This is a genomic window from Serratia sp. JKS296 (assembly GCF_900215445.1).
GTDB lineage: Bacteria > Pseudomonadota > Gammaproteobacteria > Enterobacterales > Enterobacteriaceae > Serratia > Serratia marcescens.
The window spans coordinates 4938789-4963896 of the sequence record NZ_OCMX01000001.1 but is presented as its reverse complement, the minus strand read 5'-3'; the positions used below and the strand labels follow the sequence as shown (position 1 = coordinate 4963896).

Sequence of the window (25108 nt, the reverse complement as noted above, 5' to 3'; positions counted from 1 at the left end):
TCCTTCGGGTTAACGCCGCTGAGGCGACTCAGCGATCACTTGATCAGGTTACGCGCCTTGAGATCGTGCAAAATCAGCGCGGCGACGTGTGAGCACTGCGGCAGATCGCGGCTGTCGCACCACTTCAGCTCGGCGATTTCGGCGGCGGGCTGCAACTGCCCGGTAAAGTCGGCCTGGTAGCAGCGAATGCGCACTTGGGTACCGTCCTGCTTGCCGTCCGCCGGGCCGGTGAACTCGCCGTAAAACGCGATGGATTGCGACAGCAGCGCAACGGTCAGCTCTTCGTCGATTTCGCGGCACAGCGCCTGTTCGTCGGTTTCGCCCGCTTCGCGCTTTCCGCCCGGCATATAAAACAGCGTCTTGTTGTGCGAGCGCACCAGCGCCACTTTGTCATCTTTCAGCGCGATCAACGCCAGCTTATCGATAAAGGTCGAAGACATGCGGATTCCTGTTTTAACGGATAGGGATAGAGGGGCGATAGGCTATTTTATCGGCCGTGCCGGCAAACGGCAACGCAGCGGGCGGCAAGGGGGATGAATGCCTGTAAATACAAGCCGTTGACGCGTTTAGCCGTAAAGACGGCGAAAAAAACCTGTGACCGGCGTCAAAAGCCCCACTTTTTGTTATAGGATAGCCGGCGACTGTCCATTCCCATTTTCGGAATTCTGATAATGACCAAACCAGTATCTGGCCTTGACGCTGAGCAAGGCTTGCTTGGGCGCGTGTTTAAACTCAAGCAACATGGCACGACGGCGCGTACGGAAACGATTGCCGGTATCACCACCTTCCTCACCATGGTGTATATCGTGTTCGTTAACCCGCAAATTTTGGGCGCAGCGGGCATGGATACCCAGGCAGTATTTGTCACCACCTGTTTGATCGCCGCCTTCGGCAGCATCTTTATGGGCCTGCTGGCGAACCTGCCGGTGGCGCTGGCGCCGGCGATGGGCCTGAACGCCTTCTTCGCCTTCGTGGTGGTCGGGGCGATGGGCATTTCCTGGCAGGTGGGCATGGGCGCCATCTTCTGGGGCGCGGTCGGCCTGCTGTTGCTGACCATTTTCCGCATCCGTTACTGGATGATCGCCAACATTCCGGTCAGCCTGCGCGTCGGCATCACCAGCGGCATCGGGCTGTTCATCGGCATGATGGGGCTGAAAAACGCCGGCATCGTGGTGGCCAACCCGGACACGCTGGTGACCATCGGCAGCCTGACCTCGCACAACGTGCTGCTGGGGGCGCTCGGCTTCTTCATCATCGCCGTGCTCTCTTCGCGCAACTTCCACGCGGCGGTGCTGGTGTCGATCGTGGTCACCACCCTGATCGGCTGGATGCTGGGCGACGTGAAATACGGCGGCCTGTTCTCCCTGCCGCCGAGCATCACCTCGGTGGTGGGCCAGGTCGACGTGGCCGGCGCGCTGAACATCGGGCTGGCCGGGGTCATCTTCTCGTTTATGCTGGTGAACCTGTTCGACTCTTCCGGCACCCTGATCGGCGTCACCGATAAAGCCGGCCTGACCGACAGCCAGGGCAAGTTCCCGCGCATGAAGCAGGCGTTGTACGTTGACAGCATCAGCTCAGTGGCCGGTTCGCTGGCGGGGACCTCTTCCGTGACCGCTTACATCGAAAGCTCGTCCGGCGTCGCCGTCGGCGGCCGCACCGGTCTGACGGCGGTGGTCACCGGCCTGCTGTTCCTGCTGGTGATCTTCCTGTCGCCGTTGGCGGGCATGGTGCCGGCTTATGCCGCCGCCGGCGCGCTGATCTATGTCGGCGTGCTGATGACCTCCAGCCTGGCGCGGGTGAAGTGGGACGATCTGACCGAAGCGGTACCGGCGTTTGTCACCGCGGTGATGATGCCGTTCAGTTTCTCGATCACCGAAGGCATCGCGCTCGGCTTTATCTCCTACTGCGTGATGAAGCTCGGCACCGGCCGTTGGCGTGAAATCAGCCCGTGCGTGGTGGTCGTGGCGCTGCTGTTCGTGCTGAAGATCGTCTTCGTCGACGGCCATTGACAGCCAAAGGGCCGACGCCCGTCGGCCCTGAAACCCTAGACGCCCGGCGTCGCATCCGGCGCCCGATCCAGCACCCACTGCAACGGCCGCCTGAAGCGCGCCTGCCAACTGCCGGCTGCATCCTCTCCCTGGGCGAAGTGCAGCGTTTGCACCTGATTATCCTCCCCGAACAGATTGGCGAAGTGCAATGCCAGCGCCTGTTCGCTGAAATTCTGCCGATCGTAATACGCCATCACGATTTTCTTTTGCGCCGCCAGCGACTGCTGGGCCGGCTTGATCTCGCCGTTGGGGGCGATCAAGAGCGCGCCGGCATAAAACTGCGGGTACTTGGCGATCAGGTTGGCAGCGTGCAACGCGCCCTGGCCGCGGGCGCTGAGGTAAATCCGCCGGGGATCCAGCTTTAGCTGCGGAGCCAGCTGTTGCAGCGTACGCTGAATGGCGGTTTGGGTGCTCTCGTCGCTGTAATTCGACCAGCGGAAGCTGTTTTCCGACAGCATCTGCGTGCCGTTGAGCTCGATGTAGGCCACGCCCATTTCGCCGAACAGCAGCCGCTCCTCGGGGCTGATGGCGGCGGCTTTGCCGTAGGTATGCAGGAAGATCACCGTTGGCCACCCTTCGGGTGGCGTTTCGCCGTCCGGTATCGCGTAGCTGGCCTTGCCTTCATAGCGGCGAGCGTGCTGCAGATAGCGCGCTTTGGTGGCGGCCAGGATAGATTGGTAGGTGGCGGAGTGCTGGATGCTGTTGAAGGCGTCGTCCTCCAGCAGGTTGTAGTAGTACCACAGGCCGCGGTCGGCGCTCAGCTGCAGGTAGCGCTCCGCCAGCTCGGTTTGCCCTTTCTCCGCCGACGACACCGCCAGCTGGTAGGGCGCCCAGACATTGCGGCCGTCTTCGCGCATCAGCGTCAGGTACAGCGACATGGCGCCCAGTTTTTTATCTTCCTGGTTTTGCGCGGATCGCGACAGCTGGGCGTTGAGCGCGCTGTGCGCAGGCAGCTCCAGCGGTTCTTCACCGGCGGGATAACGCATGTCTGCGGCGAAAGCGGGACTGGTGATGGAAACGAAAAATAACGCTAAAATGAAAAAATACATGATGCTATGGCTTTAATTTCAATAAATTGACGGACGTCATGTCCTGTTGCGGCGCCCCGCGGGCGCCGCGAGACCTTCACTCCACGCGGCGAATAAAATCGCTGAACGCGGACAGCTGGCCGGTCAGGAAATCCAGCGTTCCCTGATCGCTCAGTTCACCGGCCTGTTCATCGACCTTGCTTTGGATCACGCCGCCCATAAACTCAGGCTTGTTCATTACCATCGCATCGAGGAACACCAGGATCTGACGCAGATGGTATTGGCAGCGCGCGCCGCCGATCGGCCCCATTGAGCTGGTTTGAATGGCCACCGGCTTGCCGGCCAGCGGCTGATTCGGTACGCGAGACAGCCAATCGATGGCGTTTTTCAACCCGCCGGGCACGGAATAGTTGTATTCGGGGGTGACGATGATCACGCCGTCGGCCTGGCGGATCTGCTCTGCTATCGCTTCGACTGCTGCAGGAAAGCCTTCACCCTGTTGCATGTCGGCGTCGTACAGCGGGATATCGCGGATGGAGGGCAGCGCTTCAATGGTGACGCCCTGCGGAGCCAGGCCAGGCAGGGCGCGGGCCACCATGGCGTTGTAGGAGCCTTTGCGCAGGCTGCCGAGTAGAGTGACGATTTTTAAGGCTTGGTCTGACATGGTGATTCTCCCTTTCGAATGAGCAGATTCAGCGTACAACATGGGCGAATAGTAGGCTAAAGCGCGGGTCGAGAATAGGCGATTGCTCAACATTTAGCTGTCTTTACAATTTAATCCAGTAACTCGTGCGGTAAAGACCGCGTTATCCGCTTTGCGCCGCGTCAACCTGGCGTCTTCAGGCCCGTCAGTTTAACGAAGCGTGAGGATGCCGCCGGGCTGCGCGGCGAGATTTCCCCGTCTTTGTGCAGGCCGCCGCGCTCTTCGTAGCGCCAGCACAGCAGGCGATCCAGCTCGGGGCTGCCGGCGCAGGCCCAGCTCAGATATTCGTCGGCGTCGCTCATCACCTGAACGTCCGGCGTGGCGCTGGAGCGCAGGTGACCGGAGAAGGGATGCAGACGTAGCGTGGATTGGCCGCTGTTGCCGAGGCCGGAAATTTTCAGCACGCTTTGCCGAATGCTCCACAGCTGAGTCTCCGCCTCCAGCCGATCGTCCTGCGCGCCGATCCAGGCACTTTCCGCCGGCGTCTGATGCGCGTTCTGCAGCGCGCTTTGCCGGCTGCCGCGCGCCCGCATCACTTCGATATCCAGTCCGACTTTGCCCTCGTCGCTAAGCAGCACGCCCACGGTGTTGCTGGCATAGGCGAGGCTAAAATCGGGCAACTGATGATCGGCGAAGCAGGGGCGGCCGGTCGGCGTGGTGGCGATGGGGGGCAGCGTCGGCAGGCCGTACAGGTAGAACATCATTTCGGCGAGCAGAATGCGCCCTTGCAGGTAACGCGTGCGGCGCTTAACGGAAAAGGTGCGGGTGGCGGCTATCACTTCGTCGGAGAGTCTCTGGGTATCCAGGACAGCGGAGGCCGGGGTCCATCGGGCAAAATGACACGCCATTGTTCACTCCATGACAGAGGGTCGCTAAGAACGCAGGGGTGTTAGATTAAGACTAAGTTGAGGATTTATCATCAAAAAACACTATGCGGATTATCCGATTTGTTGGCTTTTGCGCTGTGCAGGAGGGCATGGGGGCATGGGGGCATGCAAGGCGAAGGTTATTCAGACCTCAAATCGCGTTGCGTAACGGGGTCGTGCATAAAATTAATCAGTTCCGAAGCCAGCCGCTTTCGAATCGACGGCGTCCAATGAACCCATAAAATATCGCCTGATAAGAAAAAGTTGGCGGAGAGAGCAGGATTCGAACCTACGACACGATGACTCGTGTGGATTTAAGAAACGGTTAGTTTCTTAAATCTGGCTTAAACCACTCGCCCACCTCTCCGCGTTCGTTTGTTGGAAATATAAAACCACATAATTAAAATGGTTAAAATAACCTGAACTTGAAAATGTGAGCAAACCCACAAAAACCCTATTTATTGTGTGTGTTTATTAATTATCAGAGTCAGGTCACTAAATTTACATTAGCTATTGTTATAAAAAGTTGGCGTCATTGGCTACGAATAGGGAAGAAGGGTATGCCAGATCTCGAATTAATGCCGCTGCAAAGCGCCGATTTTTATAAGACAGCTGAACGTGTTGTTTTTAAAGAATATAAATGTAACTGCAAAAAAGGTTGGAAGGGTGAAGATCGCTTTATCGTCTACAAAGCCGATCAGAATAGGATCGCTGAGGTTATCAACAATGAGGTTTCAAATAACAACGTTGAAGATCTCATCGCGCTGGCATCGTCTTTTTTGACGGATAAGGTGGTGATTTCCGGCGGGCATACCGTGGTTAATTTGGACGATCGTTTTTCTGTCAGCAGTGAAGTGGAAAAGTCTGCGCGCTTCTGCATTGACTACATTGCCGAATCCATCAGACGGCTCAGTGTTCAGCCTGACTTCTTGATGGAAATAAATGATTTCTATATGGAAAAAAGCGATGGTAGCGAGATAGACGGCGCTAACGAATTCAGGAAGATGGCGACATCGCCGTACATTATTCCGGAAAAAATAAACGACTACATTCTGGCGTCGAATCAACGTCATGGCATTGATATCAATGCATTTTATGTCAGTGAAAAAAACATGGCGGATCGCTTTAAACGCCACATTAAAAACCGTATGGATAAAGAGGCGTATTTTCAGCGCCAAGACGGAAATGTGAAGATGACGGTGGGTGAACACACGTTCGATATCATCAAGGAAAATAAACCGACCTGCGCGGCGGGAAATGCTGCGACGTTCAGGGCTATTCGGTATCGCATTTCCCCCAATAAAATCTTTGATAATTACACGTCGCATATTGGCGTTTTTCCGCTGTGTTCACGCGTCAACGTGCTTAACGGCTATCGTGCGGCCGCGACTTTTTACGATAACTTCGCTTTGCCTTCTTTACTGGTCTTCTTCGGCAAATCCTGTTTCGAATGACATTTTTGTGCCAGCTGGCTATGCGTCACGCATAGCCATGATGGTCGAGCATCATCATGAAAATCTCACACCTGTATTGGCCTGTCACTTTCTTCTCCACGGCATTTGGCGCCGGGATTTTCTTTTTGCCACAGGCGGTGGGGCCGGGCGTGCTGGGGATGAAAGTGTTCATGCTGTTTATCGTTATCGCCATGTCGGTATCGATGATGGCGCACTATCTTTTTTTCAAATTCATCATTTCGCACCCGGAGAAAGATTTCCTGGCGGCATCATCGACATTTATCGGCGAGCGGGCAGCGGCAATCGTCTGTGTGCTGTTTATTTTGTCGATGATTATTATCGTGCTGATAAATTTCATCACCTTAGTCAACGTCGTCGCGTCTTTTTTCCACAACGGATTCTGGGTCAGGGGCGGCATTTCGCTGTTGCTGAGTGCCGCGCTGTCGGCGGCATGGTTGGCGTTTAGTCAGCGAATCGAGCACCTGATTTCCAGAATGGCACTGGTTTCTATCGTACTGGTGGCGATCCTGGCGGTGTTTTTCCTGTTACAACCTGCGGGGGGGCAGCAGGCGGTGCAGGCGCCGCCTGGCATTTCATTGCAGACGTGGCTGCTGCTGCCGATTTTTCTTTTTACATTTAACTTTACCCCGTGCATCCAACGCTTTGCGAAAAGCGCCTTACGACCGCAGGCGCGCAGTATTCTGTTTGGCAAGGTACTGATCATGGCGTTTATCGTCATGATCGTTATCGCCATCAGCCGCTTGCTGACGCTGGATGACATCTCAATCATTAACAGCCGCAATGTGGATGCGCTGTTTTATACCGCCGGTTTGACCGGCAACGCCACGGCGTGGTTAGGCGCTGCCCTGTTGCTGTGTTTACTGACCGGCGGCGCCTATATCGGCACGTTGACCGGCGTGATCGATGGCATTACGTCCTTCGGCGTGGCGGGCAAAAAGAGAATCATCGCAGGGAATATCGTTGTCTGTACGTTTATTGGCGCGATCAACCCGAGCATTATCAAGATCATCTCGGGCTGGTCGATACCCGTTATCGTGATGACCGTCTTTTTCATCCCATCACTGTATTTTTTGCTACGGGGCGGCGGCAGGCAAAAGGGGATCGGCGTCGTCGTGCTGGGCTGCGGGATCGCGGTAATCGCAACGTTGTTGGTGTAAAGCGGCACGCTTAATCCAGAACCAGCCTATCGCCGGTGGCCGGCGCGATCCCTTCCGGCAGCCATAGCCGGCCCCAGGCGCCGGTACAGTGGCAGCCCATAATCTTTTCCGGCTGATGCTGGCGCAAAAAACGGCGGACGCGCCAGAGCGTGCGCGGGGAAGCGCAGCGTAGATGAAAACCGCCGATCAAGGCGTGGATCCGATCGATCCCGGTGATTTGCTGGCAATGGCGCACGATATTCACGATCCCGCGGTGCCCACAGCCGGTCACGATCACCAGACCGCGATCCGATTTGTAAATCAGCACCCCTTCGTCAATAACGTAATCTACCGCTGCGTTCTCCCCGGCGATCACCCCGTAGGCGCGGGGTGCGGGCACCGCGATTTCGCCTGACCACATAAAGCGATCGCCGATCGCCAGCGGTTCGCGGCTGTATTGCATGCGGTGGCGCGAGTAGTCGATATCCAAAGAGAGCTTTTTGATTTTCCGAGTGTGGCCCAGCACCTTCAGCGCCGCATAGCGCTCATCGCCGACCTGCGGGTGGCAGATGATACGGCTGTTGTCTGGCAGCCAGGCGACGCCGCCGCAGTGGTCATAGTGGCCGTGGGAGAGCACCGTCGCGGTGATACGGGAGAGATCGACACCCATCAGCGCCGCATTGCGCAGAAAGCTGTCGTCGGGGCCGGTATCGAACAGTATGGACGTCGTATCATCCTCAATCAGCAGGCTTAACCCGGCCTTGGCCTGCAATAGCGGGTTGGCGCCGGCGGCGCGGCGGTTTTCCAGCAGTACCCTGAGGGTCAATGCCATGTTGACTCGTTCCTGAGAGAGATTCCTGACTGGCCAGTATAGCGCGGGACGCTGCGGCGGCTCTGTGAGCCGGCGCGCAGAGCGAGAGCGGAAAAGAAAAACGGCCGGAACAAGGGCTTGTCCCGGCCGTGAAGGTGTCTGGCGGTGTTACTTGCCGATACAGAAGCTGGAGAAAATGCGGCCCAGCAGGTCGTCGGAGGTGAATTCACCGGTGATTTCACTCAAGGCCAGCTGCGCCTGGCGCAGTTCTTCGGCCAACAGCTCCCCCGCGTAAGCGCTCACTAACTGTTCTTTGCCCTGCACCAGGTGCTGCGCCGCCAGTTCCAGCGCCTGCAGGTGGCGGCGGCGCGCCAGGAAGCCGCCTTCCATGTTGCTGGTGAAGCCCATGCTCTGTTTAAGATGATCGCGCAGCACATCGACGCCTTCGCCGGTGCGGGCCGACAGGCGAATAAGTGAGTGGTTATTCACTTCCGTCAGACCCAGCGTTTCACCGGTGATGTCGGCCTTATTGCGCACCACGGTGATCGGCAACGTGCCTGGCAGGCGCGCCATAAACTCCGGCCAGATCTCCGCCGGCTCGGTGGCGGCGGTGGTGGTGCCGTCAACCATAAACAGCACCCTGTCGGCCTGTTCGATTTCGTTCCATGCACGTTCGATGCCGATGCGCTCCACTTCGTCGCTGGCGTCGCGCAGGCCGGCGGTGTCGATGATGTGCAGCGGCATGCCGTCGATATGGATATGTTCGCGCAAGACGTCGCGGGTGGTGCCGGCGATATCGGTGACGATCGCCGCCTCGCGCCCGGCCAACGCATTGAGCAGGCTCGATTTGCCGGCGTTGGGGCGCCCGGCGATCACCACCTTCATCCCTTCACGCAGCAGGCTGCCCTGGCGCGCTTCGCCTCGCACGCTGTCCAGATCCGCCATGACGTCGTTGAGCTGCGCCTCGATTTTACCGTCGGACAGGAAGTCAATTTCCTCGTCCGGGAAGTCGATCGCCGCTTCCACGTAGATTCGCAGGTGAGTGAGCGCTTCCACGAGCTGGTGGATGCGGGTGGAGAACGCGCCTTGCAGCGAGTTCATCGCCGAACGCGCCGCCTGCTCGGAGCTGGCGTCGATCAGATCGGCAATCGCTTCGGCCTGCGCCAGATCGAGTTTGTCGTTGAGAAACGCGCGCTCGGAGAACTCGCCCGGCCGCGCGATGCGCACGTCGGGCAGCGCCAGCACGCGCTTGAGCAGCAGATCGAGGATCACCGGCCCGCCGTGGCCCTGCAGCTCCAGCACGTCTTCGCCGGTAAAGGAGTTCGGCCCCGGGAACCACAGCGCGATGCCCTGATCGAGGGTGGCGCCCGTGGCGTCGCGGAACGGCAGATAGTCAGCGTAGCGCGGCTTCGGCAGCTTGCCGAGCAACGCCTGGGCGACGTCTTTGGCCTTGCTTCCTGAAATGCGCAGAATGCCGACGCCGCCGCGTCCCGGCGGGGTGGCTTGGGCTACGATGGTATCGGTGGTGCTCATAACGGTTCTCTCTGACGATTAAGATGCAAAAAGGCGGTCTAATGACCGCCTTTGGTGTTACTGCAAGGGTCGGCGCGCCGAACCCCTACACTACGCTTAGCTTTTTTTCTTGTCGCGGCTGTGCAGACCGCGTTTTTCCAGACCACGGTAAATCAGCTGCTGCTGCAGGATGGTCACCAGGTTGCTGACGATGTAGTACAGCACCAGACCGGACGGGAACCACAGGAAGAACACTGTGAAGATCACCGGCATGAAGGTCATGATTTTCTGCTGCATCGGATCAGTCACGGTGGTCGGCGACATCTTCTGAATGAAGAACATCGTCACACCCATCAGGATTGGCAGGATGTAGTACGGGTCTTGCGCCGACAGGTCATGGATCCACAGGGCGAACGGCGCGTGGCGCAGCTCGACCGAACCCATCAGCATGTAGTACAGCGCCAGGAAGATCGGCATCTGAATGATCAGCGGCAGGCAGCCGCCGAGCGGGTTCACTTTCTCCGCCTTGTACAGCGCCATCATCTCTTGGCTCATGCGCTGTTTGTCATCACCGATGCGCTCGCGCATCGCCTGCAGCTTCGGCTGCAGCATGCGCATTTTCGCCATCGAGGTGTACTGCGCCTTGGTCAGCGGGTACATGATGCCGCGCACGATGAAGGTGATGATGATGATGGAGAAGCCCCAGTTGCCGATAAAGCCGTGGATGAACTTCAGCAGTTTGAACAGCGGCTGGGAGATGAACCACAGCCAACCGTAATCCACGGTCAGATCCAGGTGCGGCGCCAACTGGGCCATCTGGTCCTGCAGCTCCGGGCCGACCCACAGGGTCGCGTTCAGCTGCTGCTGAGCGCCCGGCTGCACCACGACCGGCGTAGATTTGAAGCCGATGGTGGACAGGTTGTCGCCCGGTTTGGCGGTGTAGAAGGTGTTGTCACCCTTGGTCGCCGGCACCCACGCGGTGGCGAAGTACTGCTGCAGCATGGCGACCCAACCGTCTTTGGTGGTGACGCTCAGGTTTTCATCTTTGTCGAACGCGTATTTCTGGTACTTGTCCTCGCTGGACGAGTACGCCGCGCCGCGGAAGGTGTGCAGCGCAAAGTTGCTGCTGCCGGTGTCACGGTGCTTAGGCAATTCGGTGGTCTGCTTCAGCTGGCCGAACAGGGTCAGCTCCAGCGGCGTCGCGCCTTTGTTGTCGATGCTGTAATCCACGCCGACCGCATAGTGGTTGCGTTTAAGCACGAAGGTCTTGGTGTAGACCGCGCCGTCTTTATCGGTGTAGGTCAGCGGGATGCGCAGCTCGTCCTGGCCTTCTGGCAGGGTGTAGCTGTCCTGCGCCGCCTGATACAGCGGGCGTTCGCCGTTGGCCGGGTTGTCCGGGCCGTTTTTACCGGTCAGGCCGCTTTGCGCCTGATAGACGAACGACGGGGTGGTTTCCAGCAGTTGGAACGGAGTCGATGAACCCAGAGTATCCGGGTAGGCCAACAGTTTAGCCTGCTCGATATCGCCACCACGGGTGTTGATGGTCAGTGACAGCACGTCGGTGTTCACGGTAATCAGCTTACCCTGACCACTGGCTGGCACGGCCTGGCTGGCGGCATCACCGGCTACTGCGTTCGAAGTCTGTTGCGTGGTCTGTGCGGCCGGCTGCGGAGCGTTGTCCGTTTGCCATGCCTGCCAGATCATGAAAGACACGAACAGCAGAGCGATGAGAAGAAGATTGCGTTGCGAATCCATCGTTAGTGTTCTCTGTTATCGTCGGTTTTTGGCGGCACCGGATCATCGCCACCTGGGTTCAAAGGGTGGCATTTTAATACGCGTTTCAATGCTAACCAACTGCCTTTTATCATGCCAAACCTGCTTAATGCCTCAATTGCGTAATGAGAGCATGTCGGCTGGAAGCGACAACGAGGCCCTAGCAGCGGGCTGATGACGAGCTGATAGGCCCGCACCAGCCCGATCAGGATGCGGGAGCCTGGCGACAGTGGCGACGCCATAATTTATCCAAAGCTTCCGTCAGCGCGCGGTTATCCAAATCCGCTATCCCCTTTTTGGCCACCACGACAAAATCCATCGCCGGTAATTCGTGCTGGCGCAGGCGGAAGCTCTCGCGGGTTAGGCGTTTGATCCGATTACGCTCGTGCGCGCGTTTGACGTGTTTTTTGGCGACGGTAAGACCGATGCGGGGATGCCCCAGCTGGTTCAGGCGGCCGAGGATGGTGATTTGCGGCGTGCCAGCCCGTTGTGGCTGCTGGAAGACGAAAGTGAAATGAGTGGGAGTTAACAAACGTAACTCCCTGGGAAAAGCGAGCTTAACCACTCAGCGGGTTAGCTTTATTACTTAGAAACAGTCAGACGAGCACGGCCTTTCGCACGACGGCGGGCCAGAACTTGACGACCATTTTTGGTGGCCATACGAGCACGGAAACCGTGGCTACGGTTGCGCTTCAATACGGACGGTTGGAAAGTGCGTTTCATAGCGATTTCTACCTAAACTTAAAATAATTACTGATCAGTAAACGCGTTTGGCTACTCGGCGTGAAGATGACCGACGCCTCAATCGCAATACATAAAGAAGCGGGATTGTAATAATTGTACAGTCCTGAGTCAATTCGCATCGCGCCAGCCTACCTGGTTGTCTGCCAATAACGGAACAAAATCCGGTCTTGGCCCGTGGTCACCGCAGAATCCTGTCTGGCTAATGACGCACCATAAGGAACCAGGTATCACACGTAGGGCGAAGATTATACGGACTCGGGGTGAAATCGCAAGGATCCCCGTGAGATCCTTTGCGCGCGATCGCAGGATCCGGCGTGGATAACAGGGTATAACCGGTTGACAATGTAAAAAACGCGGCGCAGCGGCCGGGATCTGCGCGGTCATTCGGCGCTGGCGGTGAAAAGATCGCCGCCGGCCGCGGCCTGTGGATAAAATGGATCTAATCTGTGAGGAAGGGGAGGATCTCTTGCTCGGATTGCGCTATGATCCGTCATTCCGATCGCGATCCCTCATGCAGGGATCGTGAGGGACACAAACCGTGAAAGGCGGTTCGCATCCCCCACAGGCAAACAGCCGATGCCGGGTATGTGTCAAAAATCATGAGTTATAAAAAAGTTGCCCGTTTCTTTTCTTTATTGATCTTGTTCGAGTGGAGTCCGCCGTGTCACTTTCGCTTTGGCAGCAGTGTCTTGCCCGATTGCAGGATGAGTTACCTGCCACAGAATTTAGTATGTGGATTCGCCCATTGCAGGCGGAACTGAGTGACAACACCCTGGCGCTGTACGCGCCTAACCGTTTTGTGCTGGATTGGGTTCGCGATAAGTACTTAAACAACATCAATGGTCTGCTGAATGATTTCTGCGGCACGGACGCGCCTTTGCTGCGTTTTGAAGTCGGCAGCAAGCCGATCACGCAGGTGATCAGCCAGACCGTGACCGCCAGCGTCAGCAGCGCCCCTGCGGCTCCGGCGGCGCGCACGGCCGCGCCTTCGCGCCCGAGCTGGGACAACGCGGCGGCGCAACCCGAGCTCTCTTATCGCTCCAACGTCAACCCCAAACACACCTTCGACAACTTCGTCGAGGGTAAGTCCAACCAGCTGGCGCGCGCGGCGGCTCGCCAGGTGGCGGACAATCCGGGCGGCGCCTACAACCCTTTGTTCCTGTATGGCGGCACCGGCCTGGGTAAAACTCACCTGCTGCACGCGGTCGGCAACGGCATCATGGCGCGCAAGGCCAACGCCAAAGTGGTCTACATGCACTCGGAACGCTTCGTGCAGGACATGGTCAAAGCGTTGCAGAACAATGCCATCGAAGAGTTTAAGCGCTACTACCGTTCGGTCGACGCGTTGCTGATCGATGACATCCAATTCTTTGCCAACAAGGAGCGTTCGCAGGAAGAGTTCTTCCATACCTTTAACGCCCTGTTGGAAGGCAATCAGCAGATCATCCTGACTTCGGATCGCTACCCTAAAGAGATCAACGGGGTGGAAGATCGTCTGAAGTCCCGCTTCGGCTGGGGGCTGACGGTGGCGATCGAGCCGCCGGAGCTGGAAACCCGCGTGGCGATCCTGATGAAAAAGGCCGACGAAAACGACATTCGCCTGCCGGGCGAAGTGGCGTTCTTCATCGCCAAGCGCCTGCGTTCCAACGTGCGTGAGCTCGAAGGGGCGCTGAACCGCGTGATCGCCAACGCCAACTTTACCGGCCGGGCCATCACCATCGATTTCGTGCGCGAAGCGCTGCGCGATCTGCTGGCGCTGCAGGAAAAGCTGGTCACCATCGACAATATCCAAAAGACGGTGGCGGAGTATTACAAGATTAAAGTCGCGGATTTGCTGTCCAAGCGGCGTTCGCGATCCGTTGCCCGCCCGCGCCAGATGGCGATGGCGCTGGCGAAGGAACTCACCAACCACAGCCTGCCGGAAATCGGCGATGCGTTTGGTGGCCGCGACCATACCACGGTGTTGCACGCCTGCCGGAAGATCGAGCAGTTGCGTGAGGAAAGTCACGACATCAAAGAAGATTTCTCCAATTTAATCAGAACATTATCTTCATAGCGCTATGAAATTTATCGTTGAACGTGAGCATCTGCTAAAACCGCTGCAACAGGTGAGCAGCCCGCTGGGCGGCCGCCCGACCTTGCCGATCCTGGGCAACCTGCTGCTGCAGGTGACGGAAGGCTCCCTGCTGCTGACCGGCACCGATCTGGAGATGGAGATGGTGGCGCGCGTCGCCCTGTCCCAGCCGCACGAGCCGGGCGCGACCACCGTGCCCGCGCGCAAATTCTTTGATATCTGCCGTGGCCTGCCGGAAGGGGCGGAGATTGCCGTCACGCTGGAGAGCGAGCGCATGCTGGTGCGGTCCGGCCGCAGCCGCTTCTCGCTGTCCACGCTGCCCGCGGCGGACTTCCCGAACCTGGACGACTGGCAGAGCGAGGTGGAATTCACCTTGCCGCAGGCGACGCTGAAGCGCCTGATCGAAGCCACCCAGTTCTCGATGGCCCACCAGGACGTGCGTTACTACCTGAACGGCATGCTGTTTGAAACCGAAGGCGAAGAGCTGCGCACCGTCGCGACCGACGGCCACCGCCTGGCGGTGTGCTCGATGCCGATCGGCCAGCAGCTGCCGTCGCATTCGGTGATCGTGCCGCGTAAAGGGGTGATGGAGCTGGTGCGCTTGCTGGACGGCGGCGATTCGTTGTTGCAGCTGCAGATCGGCAGCAACAACATTCGCGCCCACGTCGGCGATTTCATCTTCACGTCCAAGCTGGTTGACGGCCGTTTCCCGGACTATCGCCGCGTCTTGCCGAAGAACCCGGACAAAACGCTGGAAGCCGGCTGCGATCTGCTCAAGCAGGCGTTCGCCCGCGCGGCCATTCTCTCGAACGAGAAATTCCGCGGCGTGCGGCTGTACGTCAGCCAGAACCAGCTGAAGATCACCGCCAACAACCCGGAGCAGGAAGAGGCGGAAGAGATCCTCGACGTCAGCTACGACGGCGCGGAGATGGAGATCGGCTTCAACGTCAGCTACGTGCTGGACGTGTTGAACGCGCTCAAGTGTGAAGACGTGCGCCTGCTGTTGACCGACTCGGTCTCCAGCGTGCAGATTGAAGACGGCGCCAGCCAGGCGGCGGCCTACGTTGTCATGCCAATGCGGTTGTAGTCTCGTTACCTTGAATTACAGCACCGTCATCGGTAAAGAGATTGCATGGCTCTGACGCGTTTATTGATTAAAGACTTCCGCAATATCGAGGCGGCGGATTTGGCGCTGGCGCCGGGATTCAACTTCCTGGTCGGCGCCAACGGCAGCGGCAAGACCAGCGTGCTGGAGGCGGTGTATACGCTCGGCCATGGCCGCGCCTTTCGCAGCCTGCAGGCCGGTCGGGTCATTCGCCACGACCAACCGGAGTTCGTGCTGCACGGCCGCATCGAAGGCGCGGAGCGCGAGCTGTCGGTAGGATTGAGCAAGAGCCGTCAGGGTGACAGCAAAGTACGCATCGATGGCAGCGACGGCCACAAGGTGGCCGAGCTGGCGCAGCTGCTGCCCATGCAGCTGATCACCCCCGAAGGTTTTACCCTGCTGAACGGCGGGCCGAAATTCCGGCGCGCTTTCCTGGACTGGGGCTGTTTTCATAACGAACCCGGTTTTTTCACCGCCTGGAGCAACCTGAAACGGTTACTGAAGCAGCGCAATGCCGCGCTGCGCCAGGTGAGTCGCTATGCGCAGATCCGCGCCTGGGATCAGGAACTGATCCCGCTCGCGGAGCGCATCAGCGAATGGCGGGCGGAATACAGCGACGCGATCGCCGCGGATATCACCGCGACCTGCGCGCAGTTTCTGCCTGAATTCGCCCTGAGCTTCTCCTTCCAGCGCGGCTGGGATAAAGAGAGCGATTACGGCGAGCTGCTGGAGCGCCAGTTTGAGCGCGACAGGGCGTTGACCTATACCGCGGTGGGGCCGCATAAAGCGGACTTTCGCATTCGTGCCGACGGCACGCCGGTAGAGGATTTGTTATCGCGCGGTCAGCTTAAGCTGCTGATGTGCGCGTTGCGCTTGGCGCAGGGTGAGTTTCTCACCCGGCAGAGCGGGCGGCGTTGCCTGTATCTGATTGATGATTTTGCCTCCGAGCTGGACACCGGCCGTCGCCGGTTGCTGGCCGATCGCCTGAAAGCCACCCAGGCCCAGGTTTTTGTCAGCGCGGTCAGCGCTGAGCAAGTGACCGACATGGCCGGTGAAAAGGGCAAGATGTTCCGCGTGGAACAGGGTAAAATAGAGGTTCAACCACAGGACTAAAATGAGCGAGAAACGTTGATGTCGAATTCTTATGACTCCTCAAGTATCAAGGTATTAAAAGGGCTGGATGCGGTGCGCAAGCGCCCGGGCATGTATATCGGCGATACCGATGACGGCACCGGTCTGCACCACATGGTATTCGAGGTTGTGGACAACGCTATCGACGAAGCGCTCGCGGGCCACTGTAGCGACATTCAGGTCACCATCCATGCCGACAACTCGGTATCGGTGCAGGATGACGGCCGCGGCATTCCGACCGGCATTCACCCGGAAGAAGGGGTTTCAGCCGCAGAGGTCATCATGACCGTGCTGCACGCCGGCGGTAAATTCGACGACAACTCCTATAAAGTTTCCGGCGGCCTGCACGGCGTGGGCGTCTCGGTGGTTAACGCCCTGTCGGAGAAACTGGAGCTGGTGATCCGCCGCGAAGGCAAAGTGCACGAACAAACTTACAGCCACGGCGAGCCGCAGGCGCCGCTGACCGTGGTGGGCGAAACCGAGCAGACCGGCACTATGGTGCGTTTCTGGCCAAGCCACCAGACCTTTACCAATGTGACCGATTTCGAGTACGACATTCTGGCCAAGCGCCTGCGCGAGCTGTCCTTCCTCAACTCCGGCGTGTCTATCCGCCTGAAGGACAAGCGCACTGACCGTGAAGACCACTTCCATTACGAAGGCGGCATCAAGGCGTTTGTCGAGTACCTGAACAAGAACAAAACGCCGATCCACCCGAACGTGTTCTACTTCTCCACCGTGAAAGACGACATCGGCGTGGAAGTGGCGCTGCAGTGGAACGACGGTTTCCAGGAAAACATCTACTGCTTCACCAACAACATTCCGCAGCGCGACGGCGGCACGCACCTGGTCGGTTTCCGTACCGCGATGACCCGTACGCTGAACAGCTACATGGAGAAGGAAGGCTACAGCAAGAAGGCCAAGGTCAGCGCCACCGGCGATGACGCGCGTGAAGGCCTGATCGCCGTGGTGTCGGTGAAGGTGCCGGATCCCAAGTTCTCCTCTCAGACCAAGGACAAGCTGGTCTCTTCCGAGGTGAAAACCGCGGTTGAAACGCTGATGAACGAGAAGCTGGTGGATTACCTGATGGAAAATCCGGGCGACGCGAAAATCGTGGTCGGCAAAATCATCGACGCGGCGCGCGCGCGCGAAGCGGCGCGTAAAGCGCGTGAGATGACCCGCCGCAAAGGCGCGCTGGATCTGGCCGGCCTGCCGGGCAAGCTGGCGGACTGCCAGGAACGCGATCCGGCGCTGTCCGAACTGTACCTGGTGGAAGGGGACTCCGCGGGCGGCTCTGCCAAGCAGGGGCGCAACCGCAAGAACCAGGCTATCTTGCCGCTGAAGGGGAAAATCCTCAACGTCGAGAAGGCGCGTTTCGACAAAATGCTCTCTTCACAGGAAGTGGCGACGCTGATCACCGCGCTGGGCTGCGGCATCGGCCGTGACGAGTACAGCCCGGACAAGCTGCGTTACCACAGCATCATCATCATGACCGATGCCGACGTCGACGGTTCGCACATCCGTACGCTGCTGTTGACCTTCTTCTACCGCCAAATGCCGGAAATCATCGAGCGTGGCCATGTGTTCATCGCACAGCCGCCGCTGTACAAGGTGAAGAAAGGCAAGCAGGAGCAGTACATCAAAGATGATGAGGCGATGGATCAGTACCAGATCGCCATCGCGATGGACGGCGCCACGCTGCACACCAACGCCAGCGCACCGGCGCTCGGCGGCGAGCAGTTGGAAAAACTGGTGGCCGAGCACTATGGCGTGCAGAAGCTGATCGGCCGCATGGAGCGCCGCTACCCGCGCGCGCTGTTGAACAGCCTGATCTATCAGCCGACGCTGAACGAAGGCGATCTCAGCGATGAAGCCAAGGTGAAGACCTGGATCGCGTCGCTGGTGCAGGCGCTGAACGACAAAGAGCAGCACGGCAGCAGCTATGATTTCGTGATCTTCGAGAACCGTGAGCGCCAGATGTTCGAGCCGGCGCTGCGCATCCGCACCCACGGCGTGGATACCGACTACAAGCTGGACTTCGACTTCATCCACGGCGGCGAATACCGCAAGATCTGCCAGCTGGGCGAGCAGCTGCGCGGGCTGATCGAAGAGGGCGCGTTCATCGAGCGCGGCGAACGCCGTCAGCCGGTAGACAGCTTCGAGCAGGCGCTGGAGTGGCTGGTGAAAGAGTCGCGCCGCGGCCTGTCGGTGCAGCGTTATAAAGGTCTGGGCGAGATGAACCCTGAGCAACTGTGGGAAACCACCATGGATCCGGAAAGTCGCCGCATGCTGCGCGTGACCGTCAAGGACGCCATCGCTGCCGATCAGCTGTTCACCACGCTGATGGGCGATGCGGTTGAACCGCGTCGCGCCTTTATCGAAGAAAACGCCCTGAAAGCGGCGAACATCGATATCTGATGCGTTAATGGTTGTAAAAATCCGCGCCGGGCGACCCGCGCGGATTTTTTTTGCGCCTTTTTTGGCGCTGACAGCCGTGGCTGAAACGCGTTAGCATGGGAAAAAACCACTGGGAGAAGCGTTGAATGGCTATTGAACTGATTGCGATCGACATGGACGGCACGTTGCTGGATCCGCAGCACCAAATCACGCCGGCGGTAAAGCAGGCTATCGCGGCGGCGCGGCGCAAAGGGGTGCACGTGGTGCTGGCCACCGGGCGGCCATATGTCGGCGTGCAGGACTATCTGCGCCAGTTGGACATTCAGGGCCCTGGCGATTTCTGTATCACCTATAACGGCGCGCTGGTGCTGCGTGCGGCTGACGGCGCCTGCATTCTGCAAGAAACGCTGGGCTTTGAGGATTATCTGCACTTTGAGCAGATGGCGCGCGAGTTCGGCGTTCACTACCAGGCGTTTGATTTCGATACCCTGTATACCCCGAACAAGGATATCGGCAAGTACACCATACACGAAGCGGAAATGACCGGCATTCCGCTGAAATACCGCAGCGTGGAAGAGATGGATCGCCAGATGCGTTTCCCTAAAGTGATGATGATCGACGAGCCGGAGCTGTTGGACCGCGCTATCGCGCGCATCCCGGCGGAAACGCGCGAGCGTTATACCATCCTGAAAAGCGCGCCTTATTTCCTCGAGATCCTGCACAAGAACGTCGATAAGGGCGCCGGGGTGAGAATGCTGGCCGAGCATTTGGGCGTGGCGCGGGAAAACATCATGACGCTGGGGGATCAGGCCAACGATACGGCGATGATCGAATATGCCGGCGTCGGCGTTGCGATGGGCAACGCCATTCCCGAACTGAAAGCGGTGGCGCAGTTTGTCACCAGCGCCAATACCGAAGACGGCGTGGCGCGCGCTATCGAGAAGTTCGTGCTCAACGCCTGATAACGCGGGGCGCTGCGGCGCCTCTTTATACTTTCGCCAACACCCCTTTGGCGATCTGCAGATCCTGAATCGCCAGCCCGGTGAGATCGGCGATGGTGATGTGATGCGGCTCGCGTCGCACCCGTCCGCCCTGCGCCAATGCGGCGCCCATTTCGACGATTGGCGTTGAAATCAGCTTGTGCTGCCGATAAGCCGTTGCGATCTCGCCATAGTCTGTACACTGAGCCAGCGCATCGACCAGCAGCGCGTCCGCGCGGGCCACCAGCTCGGTCGCCAGCTCCTGCTTACCGGGCGCGTCGGCGCCCACCGCGGTAATGTGCGTGCCGGGCCGAATATCCGCCGCCTGCAAAATCGGTTCGCGGCTGGGCGTGGTGGTGACGATCAGCTGACAGTGCGCCGCCAGCTCCGCCGCATCCTGCGTGACCCGCACCCGAAAACCCTCGGCCTCGACATCGCGTCGATACGCCGCCAGCGCCTGTTCGTTGCGGCCCCACACCCATACCTCGCGGCAATCGGTCACCGGTTTCAGACATTGCAGCTGCAGCCGCGCCTGCAGGCCGGTGCCGACCATGCCTATCGCCTGAATATGCGGCGGCGCGCACAGATCGGCGGCGATGCGGCCGGCCAGTGCGGTGCGCAGCGCGGTCAGCCAACCCTCATCCTGCAACAGTGCGCGGGGCTCGCCGGTTTGGGCGGAGAACGCCATCATCAGCCCTTGATTGCTCGGCAGGCCTTGTTCGGCATTGCGATAGAAACCGGTGGAGATCTTGACCACGAACAGTTCGTCGCCTTCCAACCAGGCGGATTTGATGCAGCAGTCGCCGGCGGCCTGTTCGAACAGGAAATGCTGCGCCGGGGGCTGTTGTACCCGTTGTTGCGAGTAGGCGATAAAACCCTGCTTCAGCAGCGGCGTTATGGTCTCGGCGTCGAACGCGGCGAGAATTTGCTGCCGATTAAGGATGCGCATCGGCGATGGCCTTGAGGTATTTCTCCAGCACGATGTTTTTACCGCACAGCACCACCGCCACCTTTTTACCTCGGTATTCCGGCGCCAGTTTGATCGCTGCCGCCAACGCCACGCCTGCTGCGCCTTCGATAATCCAGCGATCGCTGGCGGCGATCCGGCGCATCGCGAGTTTGATCTCCGCCTCGCTGACCAGCACTTTGCGGTCAATCAGCTGCTGGCACAGCGGGAAGGTCACGGCGCCCGGCTCGACGCCGCCGGCGGTGCCGTCGGACAAGGTTTCTTGTTCTTCCACCGGGAAGATATGGCCGGCTTCCAACGCGCTGTACAGGCTGGTGGCGTTTTCCGGCCAGCAGGCGATAAGCTGCGTGTTTGGCGACAGTTGCCGCAGAACGGTGCCGATGCCGGCGATATAGCCACCGCCGCCCACCGCCACGAATACCGCGTCCAGATCGGCGAGTTGTTCAACCAGCTCCATGCCGCAGGTGCCCTGGCCGGCGATCACCTGTTCGTCGTTATACGGCGAGATATAGGTTTTCCCCTGTTCGCGTGCGGCCAGTTCCCCCGCCAGTTCGGCGTTCAGCGCATCACCCGGCACCAATTCCACGATGCCGCCCAGCGCCAGGATGGTGTCGAGCTTGATGCTCGCCGCCGTCTCCGGCGCATAAACCGTGACGCCAACGCCCATACGCTGCCCCGCCAGAGCGACCGCCTGGCCGTGGTTGCCGGTTGAGGCGGCGATCACGCCGCGCCGGCGTTGCTCGTTATCCAACAGCCGCAGCTTGTTGCTGGCGCCGCGAAATTTAAAGGAACCGGTGTGCTGCAGGTGATCGCATTTCAGATACAGCTCGCAGCCCAATTGCTGAGAAAGCAGCACGCTGCGCTCCAGCGGCGTGACCCGCACCTGAGGGCGCAGTTGCTGATGAGCGGAAACAATGGCATCGAAGAGGGTGTTCATACCGGCTCCAGAAGATTTGTTTGGACTAAAAATCCAGTTTGTACTTTTTTGTATTAATTGTAAACCCCGCAGCCTGACCCTCGGGCACACCGATCAGAAAACGGCAACGGTCGGAAGGAACATTGCGTTTTCGGTGAAAATAATCATAAACCGGTCGTCTAGTGGCACGATTTTTTATTTATTTGCGTTAAGTAAGGCGCCGCCGCTGCCTTATTCTTATAAGGAAGATGAGAATGAAAAAATAGCGTTTTCATCACCCACCCTATTACATTGGCGCCGTTGAGTTTCGCCGGCAGGAATACAATTGCCTAGTCGGCCGCTTATTTCCTGCCGACGCCGTCGATCGGCTTAAATGATAAGACGCTGAAAAATAATTGCGTGATTTCGAACCGAAAAATTCCTCCCGCCTCACCCTCACAGGCCATATGAAACGCTGCGGGCGATCCGGTAAGATGACGGCTCAGTGCCAGCATGTGCAGGAGAGCCGCCATGAGCCATCGGGAAAAACAACTGACTTTCGACCCTCGTGGGCATCAGTTAACCAATATCAACGTCTGGACGCCGGACAGCCAATGGCTGGCTTATGACGTGCGTCCGCGCGGCGCCTCTTTCACCGGCCTCAGCATCGAGCGTGTCAACGTCGCCAGCGGCGCGGTGGAGGTGATTTATCGCGCCCAGCACGGCGCCCACGTCGGCGTGGTCACGGTCAGCCCCGATGCGCCGGCGCGCTATGCCTTTATTCACGGACCTGAGCACCCGGATAGCGCCTGGCAGTATGATTTTCACCACCGCCGCGGGGTGATCGTCAGCGAACCGGATCGCGAGTTGGCCATCACCCTCGACGCGCTGGATATCACCGCGCCCTATACGCCCGGCGCGCTGCGCGGCGGCAGCCATGTGCACGTTTTCAGTCCGGACGGCAGCCGCCTCAGCTTTACCTACAACGATCACGTGATGCATGAACGCGATCCGGCGCGCGATCTGCGCAACGTCGGCGTGGCCGTGCCGCTGCACGGGGTTAACCCGCCAAAACAGCACCCGCGCGAGTACGACGGCAGCCACTATTGCGTGTTGGTCAGCGAGACGGTGCCGCAGCCGCGGCCGGGCAGCGATCAGATTAATCGCGCTTACGAAGAAGGCTGGATCGGCCGCGAAGGCTACCGTAAGGCCGACGGCAGCCGGCAGCGCTGGGCGCTGGCATTTATCGGCGATACGTTGTCCGCCGCCGGAGAGAAGCTGTCTGAGGTGTTTATCGTCGATCTGCCGGAGAACGACGTCGACTACGCCCGGGCGGGCGCTCTGCCGCTGCAGGGGACGGAAAGCGAGCTGCCGGCGCCGCCGCTTGGCGTCAGGCAGCGGCGGATAACCTTTACCGGGGATCGCCGTTTTCCTGGCGTGGCTGGTGCGCCGCGCCACTGGCTGCGCAGTTCGCCGGACGGCAGCCAGATAGCTTTTCTGATGAAGGACGACGGCGGCGTGATGCAGCTGTGGACGGTGTCGCCTAACGGTGGCGAGCCGCGCCAGGTGAGCCGCAGCGAGCATGACATCCAGTCGGCGTTCAGCTGGCACCCGCAGGGCGGGACGATAGCCTTGGTGTGCGACAACAGCGTGATGCTGTGCGAGGTGGCCAGCGGCCGCCTGCAGCGATTGACGCCGCGCAGCGTGCAGCCGCCGTCGGGGGATGCCGTGGTGTTTTCGCCGGATGGCAAGAAAGTGGCGTTTATGCGCGAGATAGCGGGGTTCAACCAGATCTTTGTGGTTGAGGCGTAAGGCGGGCCTGATGACCCGCTGCGTGTGCGATTAGTGCGTGGCGGTGCTGTCGTTGCCCTCGCCGGGGTTGCCGGTCGCCGCCAGATTCTGCTGCTCGCTGCGCAGGATACGCGCTTTTGGCGAGTCTGCGGTGGCGTCGTTGCCGGAGCGCAGATAGTCGTAAGGCAGCAGCACGGTATCCATCACCGCGGAGAACGGCAGATCCAGCGCCACCAGCGGCATCATCGCCCAGCTGGTGTTGTCGTCCTTCAGCATGTCCACGCTGGCGCGGGTGCCGGGATAGTAACCCTGATTCGGGCCGGTATGGCTCATTACGCTGGAGCAACCGCTGGTCGCCAACAACATGCAGCCCGTCGCTATCGCTTTCATCGTCGTCATTAATCCATCCTGCAGGGTTGCTGTTCCCCTAAATTAAGCTGATTTATAACATCCTGTTGCTGCTTTAAAAGAAGCAAAATCCCGCTCTGTGGCGGCTCTCTCACTTTAGTGTAAGTGGTAAAAAAAACTTTTACCTTATTGATGCAAATTTTTTTTGATCCTCGCCTGTTGAATTGATGAAAGCAACCCCCATTTTATCATCAGAGCCGAATTGAGAATTCGCCGTAAGGGAATTCTGGCTTAATTAGCCTGTCCAGAGTGGAAGGCGTATTTATTTCAACCTCGCTGAAGTGCCTTAGGAGGCTGTTTTATGCGTAATTTTGATCTTTCCCCGCTATACCGTTCCGCCATTGGTTTCGATCGCCTGTTCAACGCGCTGGAGGCTGGCCAGAGTCAGGGCAACGGCGGTTATCCCCCTTATAATGTCGAACTGGTGGATGAAAATCATTATCGGATCGCCATCGCGGTAGCCGGGTTTGCCGAGCAGGAGCTGGAGATCACCACGCAGGATAATCTGCTGATCGTGCGCGGGGCGCACAACAATGAACCGGCAGAAAAAACCTATTTATACCAGGGCATCGCCGAGCGTAATTTCGAGCGTAAATTCCAGCTGGCCGAACATATTCAAATTAAAGGCGCCAAACTGGAGAATGGCCTGTTGTATATCGACATGCAACGCATCGTGCCGGAAACATTAAAACCGCGCCGAATCGAAATTAAATAAATTTCCGTTTCGCCGGCAGGTACGCTGCCGGTAAATATGAAGTCATGATTAGCCTGCCGTCAGGGGGCTGAATAAACACATCTCGCTTAATGAAAGGAGTTGTTCCTATGCGTAATTACGATTTATCCCCGCTTCTGCGTCAGTGGATTGGTTTTGATAAATTGGCCAGTTCAATGGGCGGCCAGGAACCTCAGGGGTTCCCGCCGTATAACATCGAGAAAAGTGATGACAATCACTACCGCATTTCTCTGGCGCTGGCCGGTTTCCGGCAAAGCGAACTGAATATCGAAGTGGAAGGGCCGCGGTTGACCGTCAGCGGTAAACCCACGCCGCCGGAAAAACAGGTTGAATACCTGCATCAAGGTCTGGTGCGCAAAGAGTTCCAGCTGACTTTCACCCTGGCGGAGCATCTGCAGGTGTCCGAAGCCAAATTTGAAAACGGTCTGCTGCACATTGATCTGGTGCGTCAGGTGCCGGAAGCCTTGCAGCCGCAGCGTATCGCCATCGGTGCGACGCCGGAGCTGGAAGCGAAATAACCGACTGAAAAGCGGT

24 protein-coding genes and 1 pseudogene are annotated in these 25108 nt (G+C 58.7%); 11 read left to right on the top strand and 14 right to left on the bottom strand.

Annotation, left to right across the window (positions count from 1 at the left end):
- Window positions 1-35 precede the first annotated feature (35 nt).
- Window positions 36-440 carry an NUDIX hydrolase gene (locus CRO23_RS23720; protein ID WP_016929609.1) on the bottom strand — a complete coding sequence of 135 codons (405 nt, stop codon included), beginning with the start codon at window positions 438-440 and terminating at the stop codon, window positions 36-38.
- 231 nt (window positions 441-671) lie between these two features.
- On the opposite strand from CRO23_RS23720, the gene CRO23_RS23715 reads away from it, so the two are divergent.
- A complete protein-coding gene (locus CRO23_RS23715) occupies window positions 672-2009 on the top strand; it encodes an NCS2 family permease (RefSeq protein ID WP_028128066.1) in 1338 nt (445 codons plus the stop codon).
- A 35-nt stretch (window positions 2010-2044) separates the two neighbouring features.
- Here the strand turns inward: CRO23_RS23715 and CRO23_RS23710 are convergent, their stop codons facing one another.
- From CRO23_RS23710 to CRO23_RS25150, 4 genes and pseudogenes are all read right to left on the bottom strand, one after another.
- Window positions 2045-3097, bottom strand: a complete 1053-nt coding sequence (locus tag CRO23_RS23710) for a hypothetical protein (protein WP_033639104.1) — start codon at window positions 3095-3097, stop codon at window positions 2045-2047.
- 76 nt (window positions 3098-3173) lie between these two features.
- Window positions 3174-3740 (bottom strand): NADPH-dependent FMN reductase, encoded by a 567-nt coding sequence (locus tag CRO23_RS23705; RefSeq protein WP_004933859.1) that lies wholly within the window; start codon window positions 3738-3740, stop codon window positions 3174-3176.
- Window positions 3741-3901: 161 nt separating this feature from the next.
- A complete protein-coding gene (locus CRO23_RS23700; RefSeq protein ID WP_033639103.1) occupies window positions 3902-4627 on the bottom strand; it encodes a 4'-phosphopantetheinyl transferase family protein in 726 nt (241 codons plus the stop codon).
- 283 nt (window positions 4628-4910) lie between these two features.
- Window positions 4911-5012, bottom strand: a pseudogene (locus tag CRO23_RS25150).
- A 193-nt stretch (window positions 5013-5205) separates the two neighbouring features.
- On the opposite strand from CRO23_RS25150, the gene CRO23_RS23695 reads away from it, so the two are divergent.
- Both CRO23_RS23695 and CRO23_RS23690 read left to right on the top strand, forming a co-directional pair.
- Entirely contained in the window at window positions 5206-6099 is an 894-nt protein-coding gene (locus CRO23_RS23695; RefSeq protein ID WP_049299623.1) for a hypothetical protein, read from the top strand.
- A gap of 56 nt (window positions 6100-6155) precedes the next feature.
- Window positions 6156-7277 (top strand): threonine/serine transporter, encoded by a 1122-nt coding sequence (locus CRO23_RS23690; RefSeq protein ID WP_079450355.1) that lies wholly within the window; start codon window positions 6156-6158, stop codon window positions 7275-7277.
- A gap of 10 nt (window positions 7278-7287) precedes the next feature.
- Here the strand turns inward: CRO23_RS23690 and CRO23_RS23685 are convergent, their stop codons facing one another.
- The 6 genes from CRO23_RS23685 to rpmH all read right to left on the bottom strand — a co-directional run bounded on the left by CRO23_RS23685 (window position 7288) and on the right by rpmH (window position 12075).
- Window positions 7288-8088, bottom strand: coding sequence for an MBL fold metallo-hydrolase (locus tag CRO23_RS23685; protein ID WP_016929603.1), 801 nt, complete (start codon window positions 8086-8088; stop codon window positions 7288-7290).
- Window positions 8089-8235: 147 nt separating this feature from the next.
- The gene (gene mnmE, locus CRO23_RS23680; protein WP_016929602.1) at window positions 8236-9600 is read right to left on the bottom strand and encodes a tRNA uridine-5-carboxymethylaminomethyl(34) synthesis GTPase MnmE; all 1365 of its coding nucleotides are present in this window, start codon (window positions 9598-9600) and stop codon (window positions 8236-8238) included.
- 96 nt (window positions 9601-9696) lie between these two features.
- Window positions 9697-11334: a membrane protein insertase YidC gene (yidC, locus tag CRO23_RS23675; RefSeq protein WP_016929601.1), complete on the bottom strand. Its 1638-nt coding sequence runs from the start codon at window positions 11332-11334 to the stop codon at window positions 9697-9699.
- A 2-nt stretch (window positions 11335-11336) separates the two neighbouring features.
- On the bottom strand, window positions 11337-11594 hold the full coding sequence (gene yidD, locus CRO23_RS23670) for a membrane protein insertion efficiency factor YidD (RefSeq protein WP_004933881.1): 258 nt from the start codon (window positions 11592-11594) through the stop codon (window positions 11337-11339).
- Complete coding sequence (gene rnpA, locus CRO23_RS23665) at window positions 11558-11917, bottom strand: ribonuclease P protein component (RefSeq protein ID WP_004933883.1); 360 nt, start codon at window positions 11915-11917, stop codon at window positions 11558-11560. The genes yidD and rnpA overlap by 37 nt, the downstream gene beginning before the upstream one ends.
- A 17-nt stretch (window positions 11918-11934) precedes the next feature.
- Entirely contained in the window at window positions 11935-12075 is a 141-nt protein-coding gene (rpmH, locus tag CRO23_RS23660) for a 50S ribosomal protein L34 (protein WP_000831330.1), read from the bottom strand.
- A 682-nt stretch (window positions 12076-12757) separates the two neighbouring features.
- On the opposite strand from rpmH, the gene dnaA reads away from it, so the two are divergent.
- The 5 genes from dnaA (at window position 12758) to yidA (ending at window position 19762) form a co-directional block, all read left to right on the top strand.
- Window positions 12758-14152, top strand: a complete 1395-nt coding sequence (gene dnaA / locus CRO23_RS23650; protein WP_004933889.1) for a chromosomal replication initiator protein DnaA — start codon at window positions 12758-12760, stop codon at window positions 14150-14152.
- 4 nt (window positions 14153-14156) lie between these two features.
- The gene (gene dnaN, locus CRO23_RS23645) at window positions 14157-15257 is read left to right on the top strand and encodes a DNA polymerase III subunit beta (RefSeq protein ID WP_004933892.1); all 1101 of its coding nucleotides are present in this window, start codon (window positions 14157-14159) and stop codon (window positions 15255-15257) included.
- Between the two features lie 45 nt (window positions 15258-15302).
- Complete coding sequence (gene recF, locus CRO23_RS23640) at window positions 15303-16388, top strand: DNA replication/repair protein RecF (RefSeq protein WP_004933895.1); 1086 nt, start codon at window positions 15303-15305, stop codon at window positions 16386-16388.
- A gap of 18 nt (window positions 16389-16406) precedes the next feature.
- Window positions 16407-18821, top strand: a complete 2415-nt coding sequence (gene gyrB / locus CRO23_RS23635) for a DNA topoisomerase (ATP-hydrolyzing) subunit B (protein ID WP_016929599.1) — start codon at window positions 16407-16409, stop codon at window positions 18819-18821.
- A gap of 125 nt (window positions 18822-18946) precedes the next feature.
- On the top strand, window positions 18947-19762 hold the full coding sequence (yidA, locus tag CRO23_RS23630) for a sugar-phosphatase (protein WP_016929598.1): 816 nt from the start codon (window positions 18947-18949) through the stop codon (window positions 19760-19762).
- A gap of 25 nt (window positions 19763-19787) precedes the next feature.
- On the opposite strand, the gene CRO23_RS23625 is transcribed toward yidA, so the two are convergent.
- Both CRO23_RS23625 and CRO23_RS23620 read right to left on the bottom strand, forming a co-directional pair.
- A complete protein-coding gene (locus tag CRO23_RS23625; RefSeq protein ID WP_079450358.1) occupies window positions 19788-20729 on the bottom strand; it encodes an ornithine cyclodeaminase family protein in 942 nt (313 codons plus the stop codon).
- On the bottom strand, window positions 20716-21684 hold the full coding sequence (locus CRO23_RS23620; RefSeq protein WP_097103042.1) for a threonine/serine dehydratase: 969 nt from the start codon (window positions 21682-21684) through the stop codon (window positions 20716-20718). The genes CRO23_RS23625 and CRO23_RS23620 overlap by 14 nt, the downstream gene beginning before the upstream one ends.
- 489 nt (window positions 21685-22173) lie before the next feature.
- On the opposite strand from CRO23_RS23620, the gene CRO23_RS23615 reads away from it, so the two are divergent.
- The gene (locus tag CRO23_RS23615) at window positions 22174-23454 is read left to right on the top strand and encodes a DUF3748 domain-containing protein (RefSeq protein ID WP_097103040.1); all 1281 of its coding nucleotides are present in this window, start codon (window positions 22174-22176) and stop codon (window positions 23452-23454) included.
- A 30-nt stretch (window positions 23455-23484) separates the two neighbouring features.
- Here the strand turns inward: CRO23_RS23615 and CRO23_RS23610 are convergent, their stop codons facing one another.
- Complete coding sequence (locus CRO23_RS23610) at window positions 23485-23832, bottom strand: YceK/YidQ family lipoprotein (RefSeq protein ID WP_016929593.1); 348 nt, start codon at window positions 23830-23832, stop codon at window positions 23485-23487.
- 310 nt (window positions 23833-24142) lie between these two features.
- Here CRO23_RS23610 and ibpA point away from each other — a divergent pair, with 310 nt between their 5' ends.
- Entirely contained in the window at window positions 24143-24556 is a 414-nt protein-coding gene (gene ibpA, locus CRO23_RS23605; RefSeq protein ID WP_004933919.1) for a small heat shock chaperone IbpA, read from the top strand.
- 107 nt (window positions 24557-24663) lie between these two features.
- Window positions 24664-25092 carry a small heat shock chaperone IbpB gene (ibpB, locus tag CRO23_RS23600; protein ID WP_060431130.1) on the top strand — a complete coding sequence of 143 codons (429 nt, stop codon included), beginning with the start codon at window positions 24664-24666 and terminating at the stop codon, window positions 25090-25092.
- Window positions 25093-25108 lie beyond the last annotated feature (16 nt).

Coding starts and splice junctions, on each gene's coding strand:
- mnmE (WP_016929602.1), bottom strand. CDS start 9,600: ATGAGCACCACCGATACCATCGTAGCCCAAGCCACCCCGCCGGGACGC.
- CRO23_RS23695 (WP_049299623.1), top strand. CDS start 5,206: ATGCCAGATCTCGAATTAATGCCGCTGCAAAGCGCCGATTTTTATAAG.
- CRO23_RS23685 (WP_016929603.1), bottom strand. CDS start 8,088: ATGGCATTGACCCTCAGGGTACTGCTGGAAAACCGCCGCGCCGCCGGC.
- dnaN (WP_004933892.1), top strand. CDS start 14,157: ATGAAATTTATCGTTGAACGTGAGCATCTGCTAAAACCGCTGCAACAG.
- CRO23_RS23615 (WP_097103040.1), top strand. CDS start 22,174: ATGAGCCATCGGGAAAAACAACTGACTTTCGACCCTCGTGGGCATCAG.
- CRO23_RS23625 (WP_079450358.1), bottom strand. CDS start 20,729: ATGCGCATCCTTAATCGGCAGCAAATTCTCGCCGCGTTCGACGCCGAG.
- CRO23_RS23610 (WP_016929593.1), bottom strand. CDS start 23,832: ATGACGACGATGAAAGCGATAGCGACGGGCTGCATGTTGTTGGCGACC.
- gyrB (WP_016929599.1), top strand. CDS start 16,407: ATGTCGAATTCTTATGACTCCTCAAGTATCAAGGTATTAAAAGGGCTG.
- rpmH (WP_000831330.1), bottom strand. CDS start 12,075: ATGAAACGCACTTTCCAACCGTCCGTATTGAAGCGCAACCGTAGCCAC.
- yidC (WP_016929601.1), bottom strand. CDS start 11,334: ATGGATTCGCAACGCAATCTTCTTCTCATCGCTCTGCTGTTCGTGTCT.
- CRO23_RS23710 (WP_033639104.1), bottom strand. CDS start 3,097: ATGTATTTTTTCATTTTAGCGTTATTTTTCGTTTCCATCACCAGTCCC.
- CRO23_RS23700 (WP_033639103.1), bottom strand. CDS start 4,627: ATGGCGTGTCATTTTGCCCGATGGACCCCGGCCTCCGCTGTCCTGGAT.
- ibpA (WP_004933919.1), top strand. CDS start 24,143: ATGCGTAATTTTGATCTTTCCCCGCTATACCGTTCCGCCATTGGTTTC.
- CRO23_RS23715 (WP_028128066.1), top strand. CDS start 672: ATGACCAAACCAGTATCTGGCCTTGACGCTGAGCAAGGCTTGCTTGGG.
- CRO23_RS23705 (WP_004933859.1), bottom strand. CDS start 3,740: ATGTCAGACCAAGCCTTAAAAATCGTCACTCTACTCGGCAGCCTGCGC.
- yidA (WP_016929598.1), top strand. CDS start 18,947: ATGGCTATTGAACTGATTGCGATCGACATGGACGGCACGTTGCTGGAT.
- ibpB (WP_060431130.1), top strand. CDS start 24,664: ATGCGTAATTACGATTTATCCCCGCTTCTGCGTCAGTGGATTGGTTTT.
- yidD (WP_004933881.1), bottom strand. CDS start 11,594: ATGGCGTCGCCACTGTCGCCAGGCTCCCGCATCCTGATCGGGCTGGTG.
- CRO23_RS23690 (WP_079450355.1), top strand. CDS start 6,156: ATGAAAATCTCACACCTGTATTGGCCTGTCACTTTCTTCTCCACGGCA.
- CRO23_RS23720 (WP_016929609.1), bottom strand. CDS start 440: ATGTCTTCGACCTTTATCGATAAGCTGGCGTTGATCGCGCTGAAAGAT.
- CRO23_RS23620 (WP_097103042.1), bottom strand. CDS start 21,684: ATGAACACCCTCTTCGATGCCATTGTTTCCGCTCATCAGCAACTGCGC.
- recF (WP_004933895.1), top strand. CDS start 15,303: ATGGCTCTGACGCGTTTATTGATTAAAGACTTCCGCAATATCGAGGCG.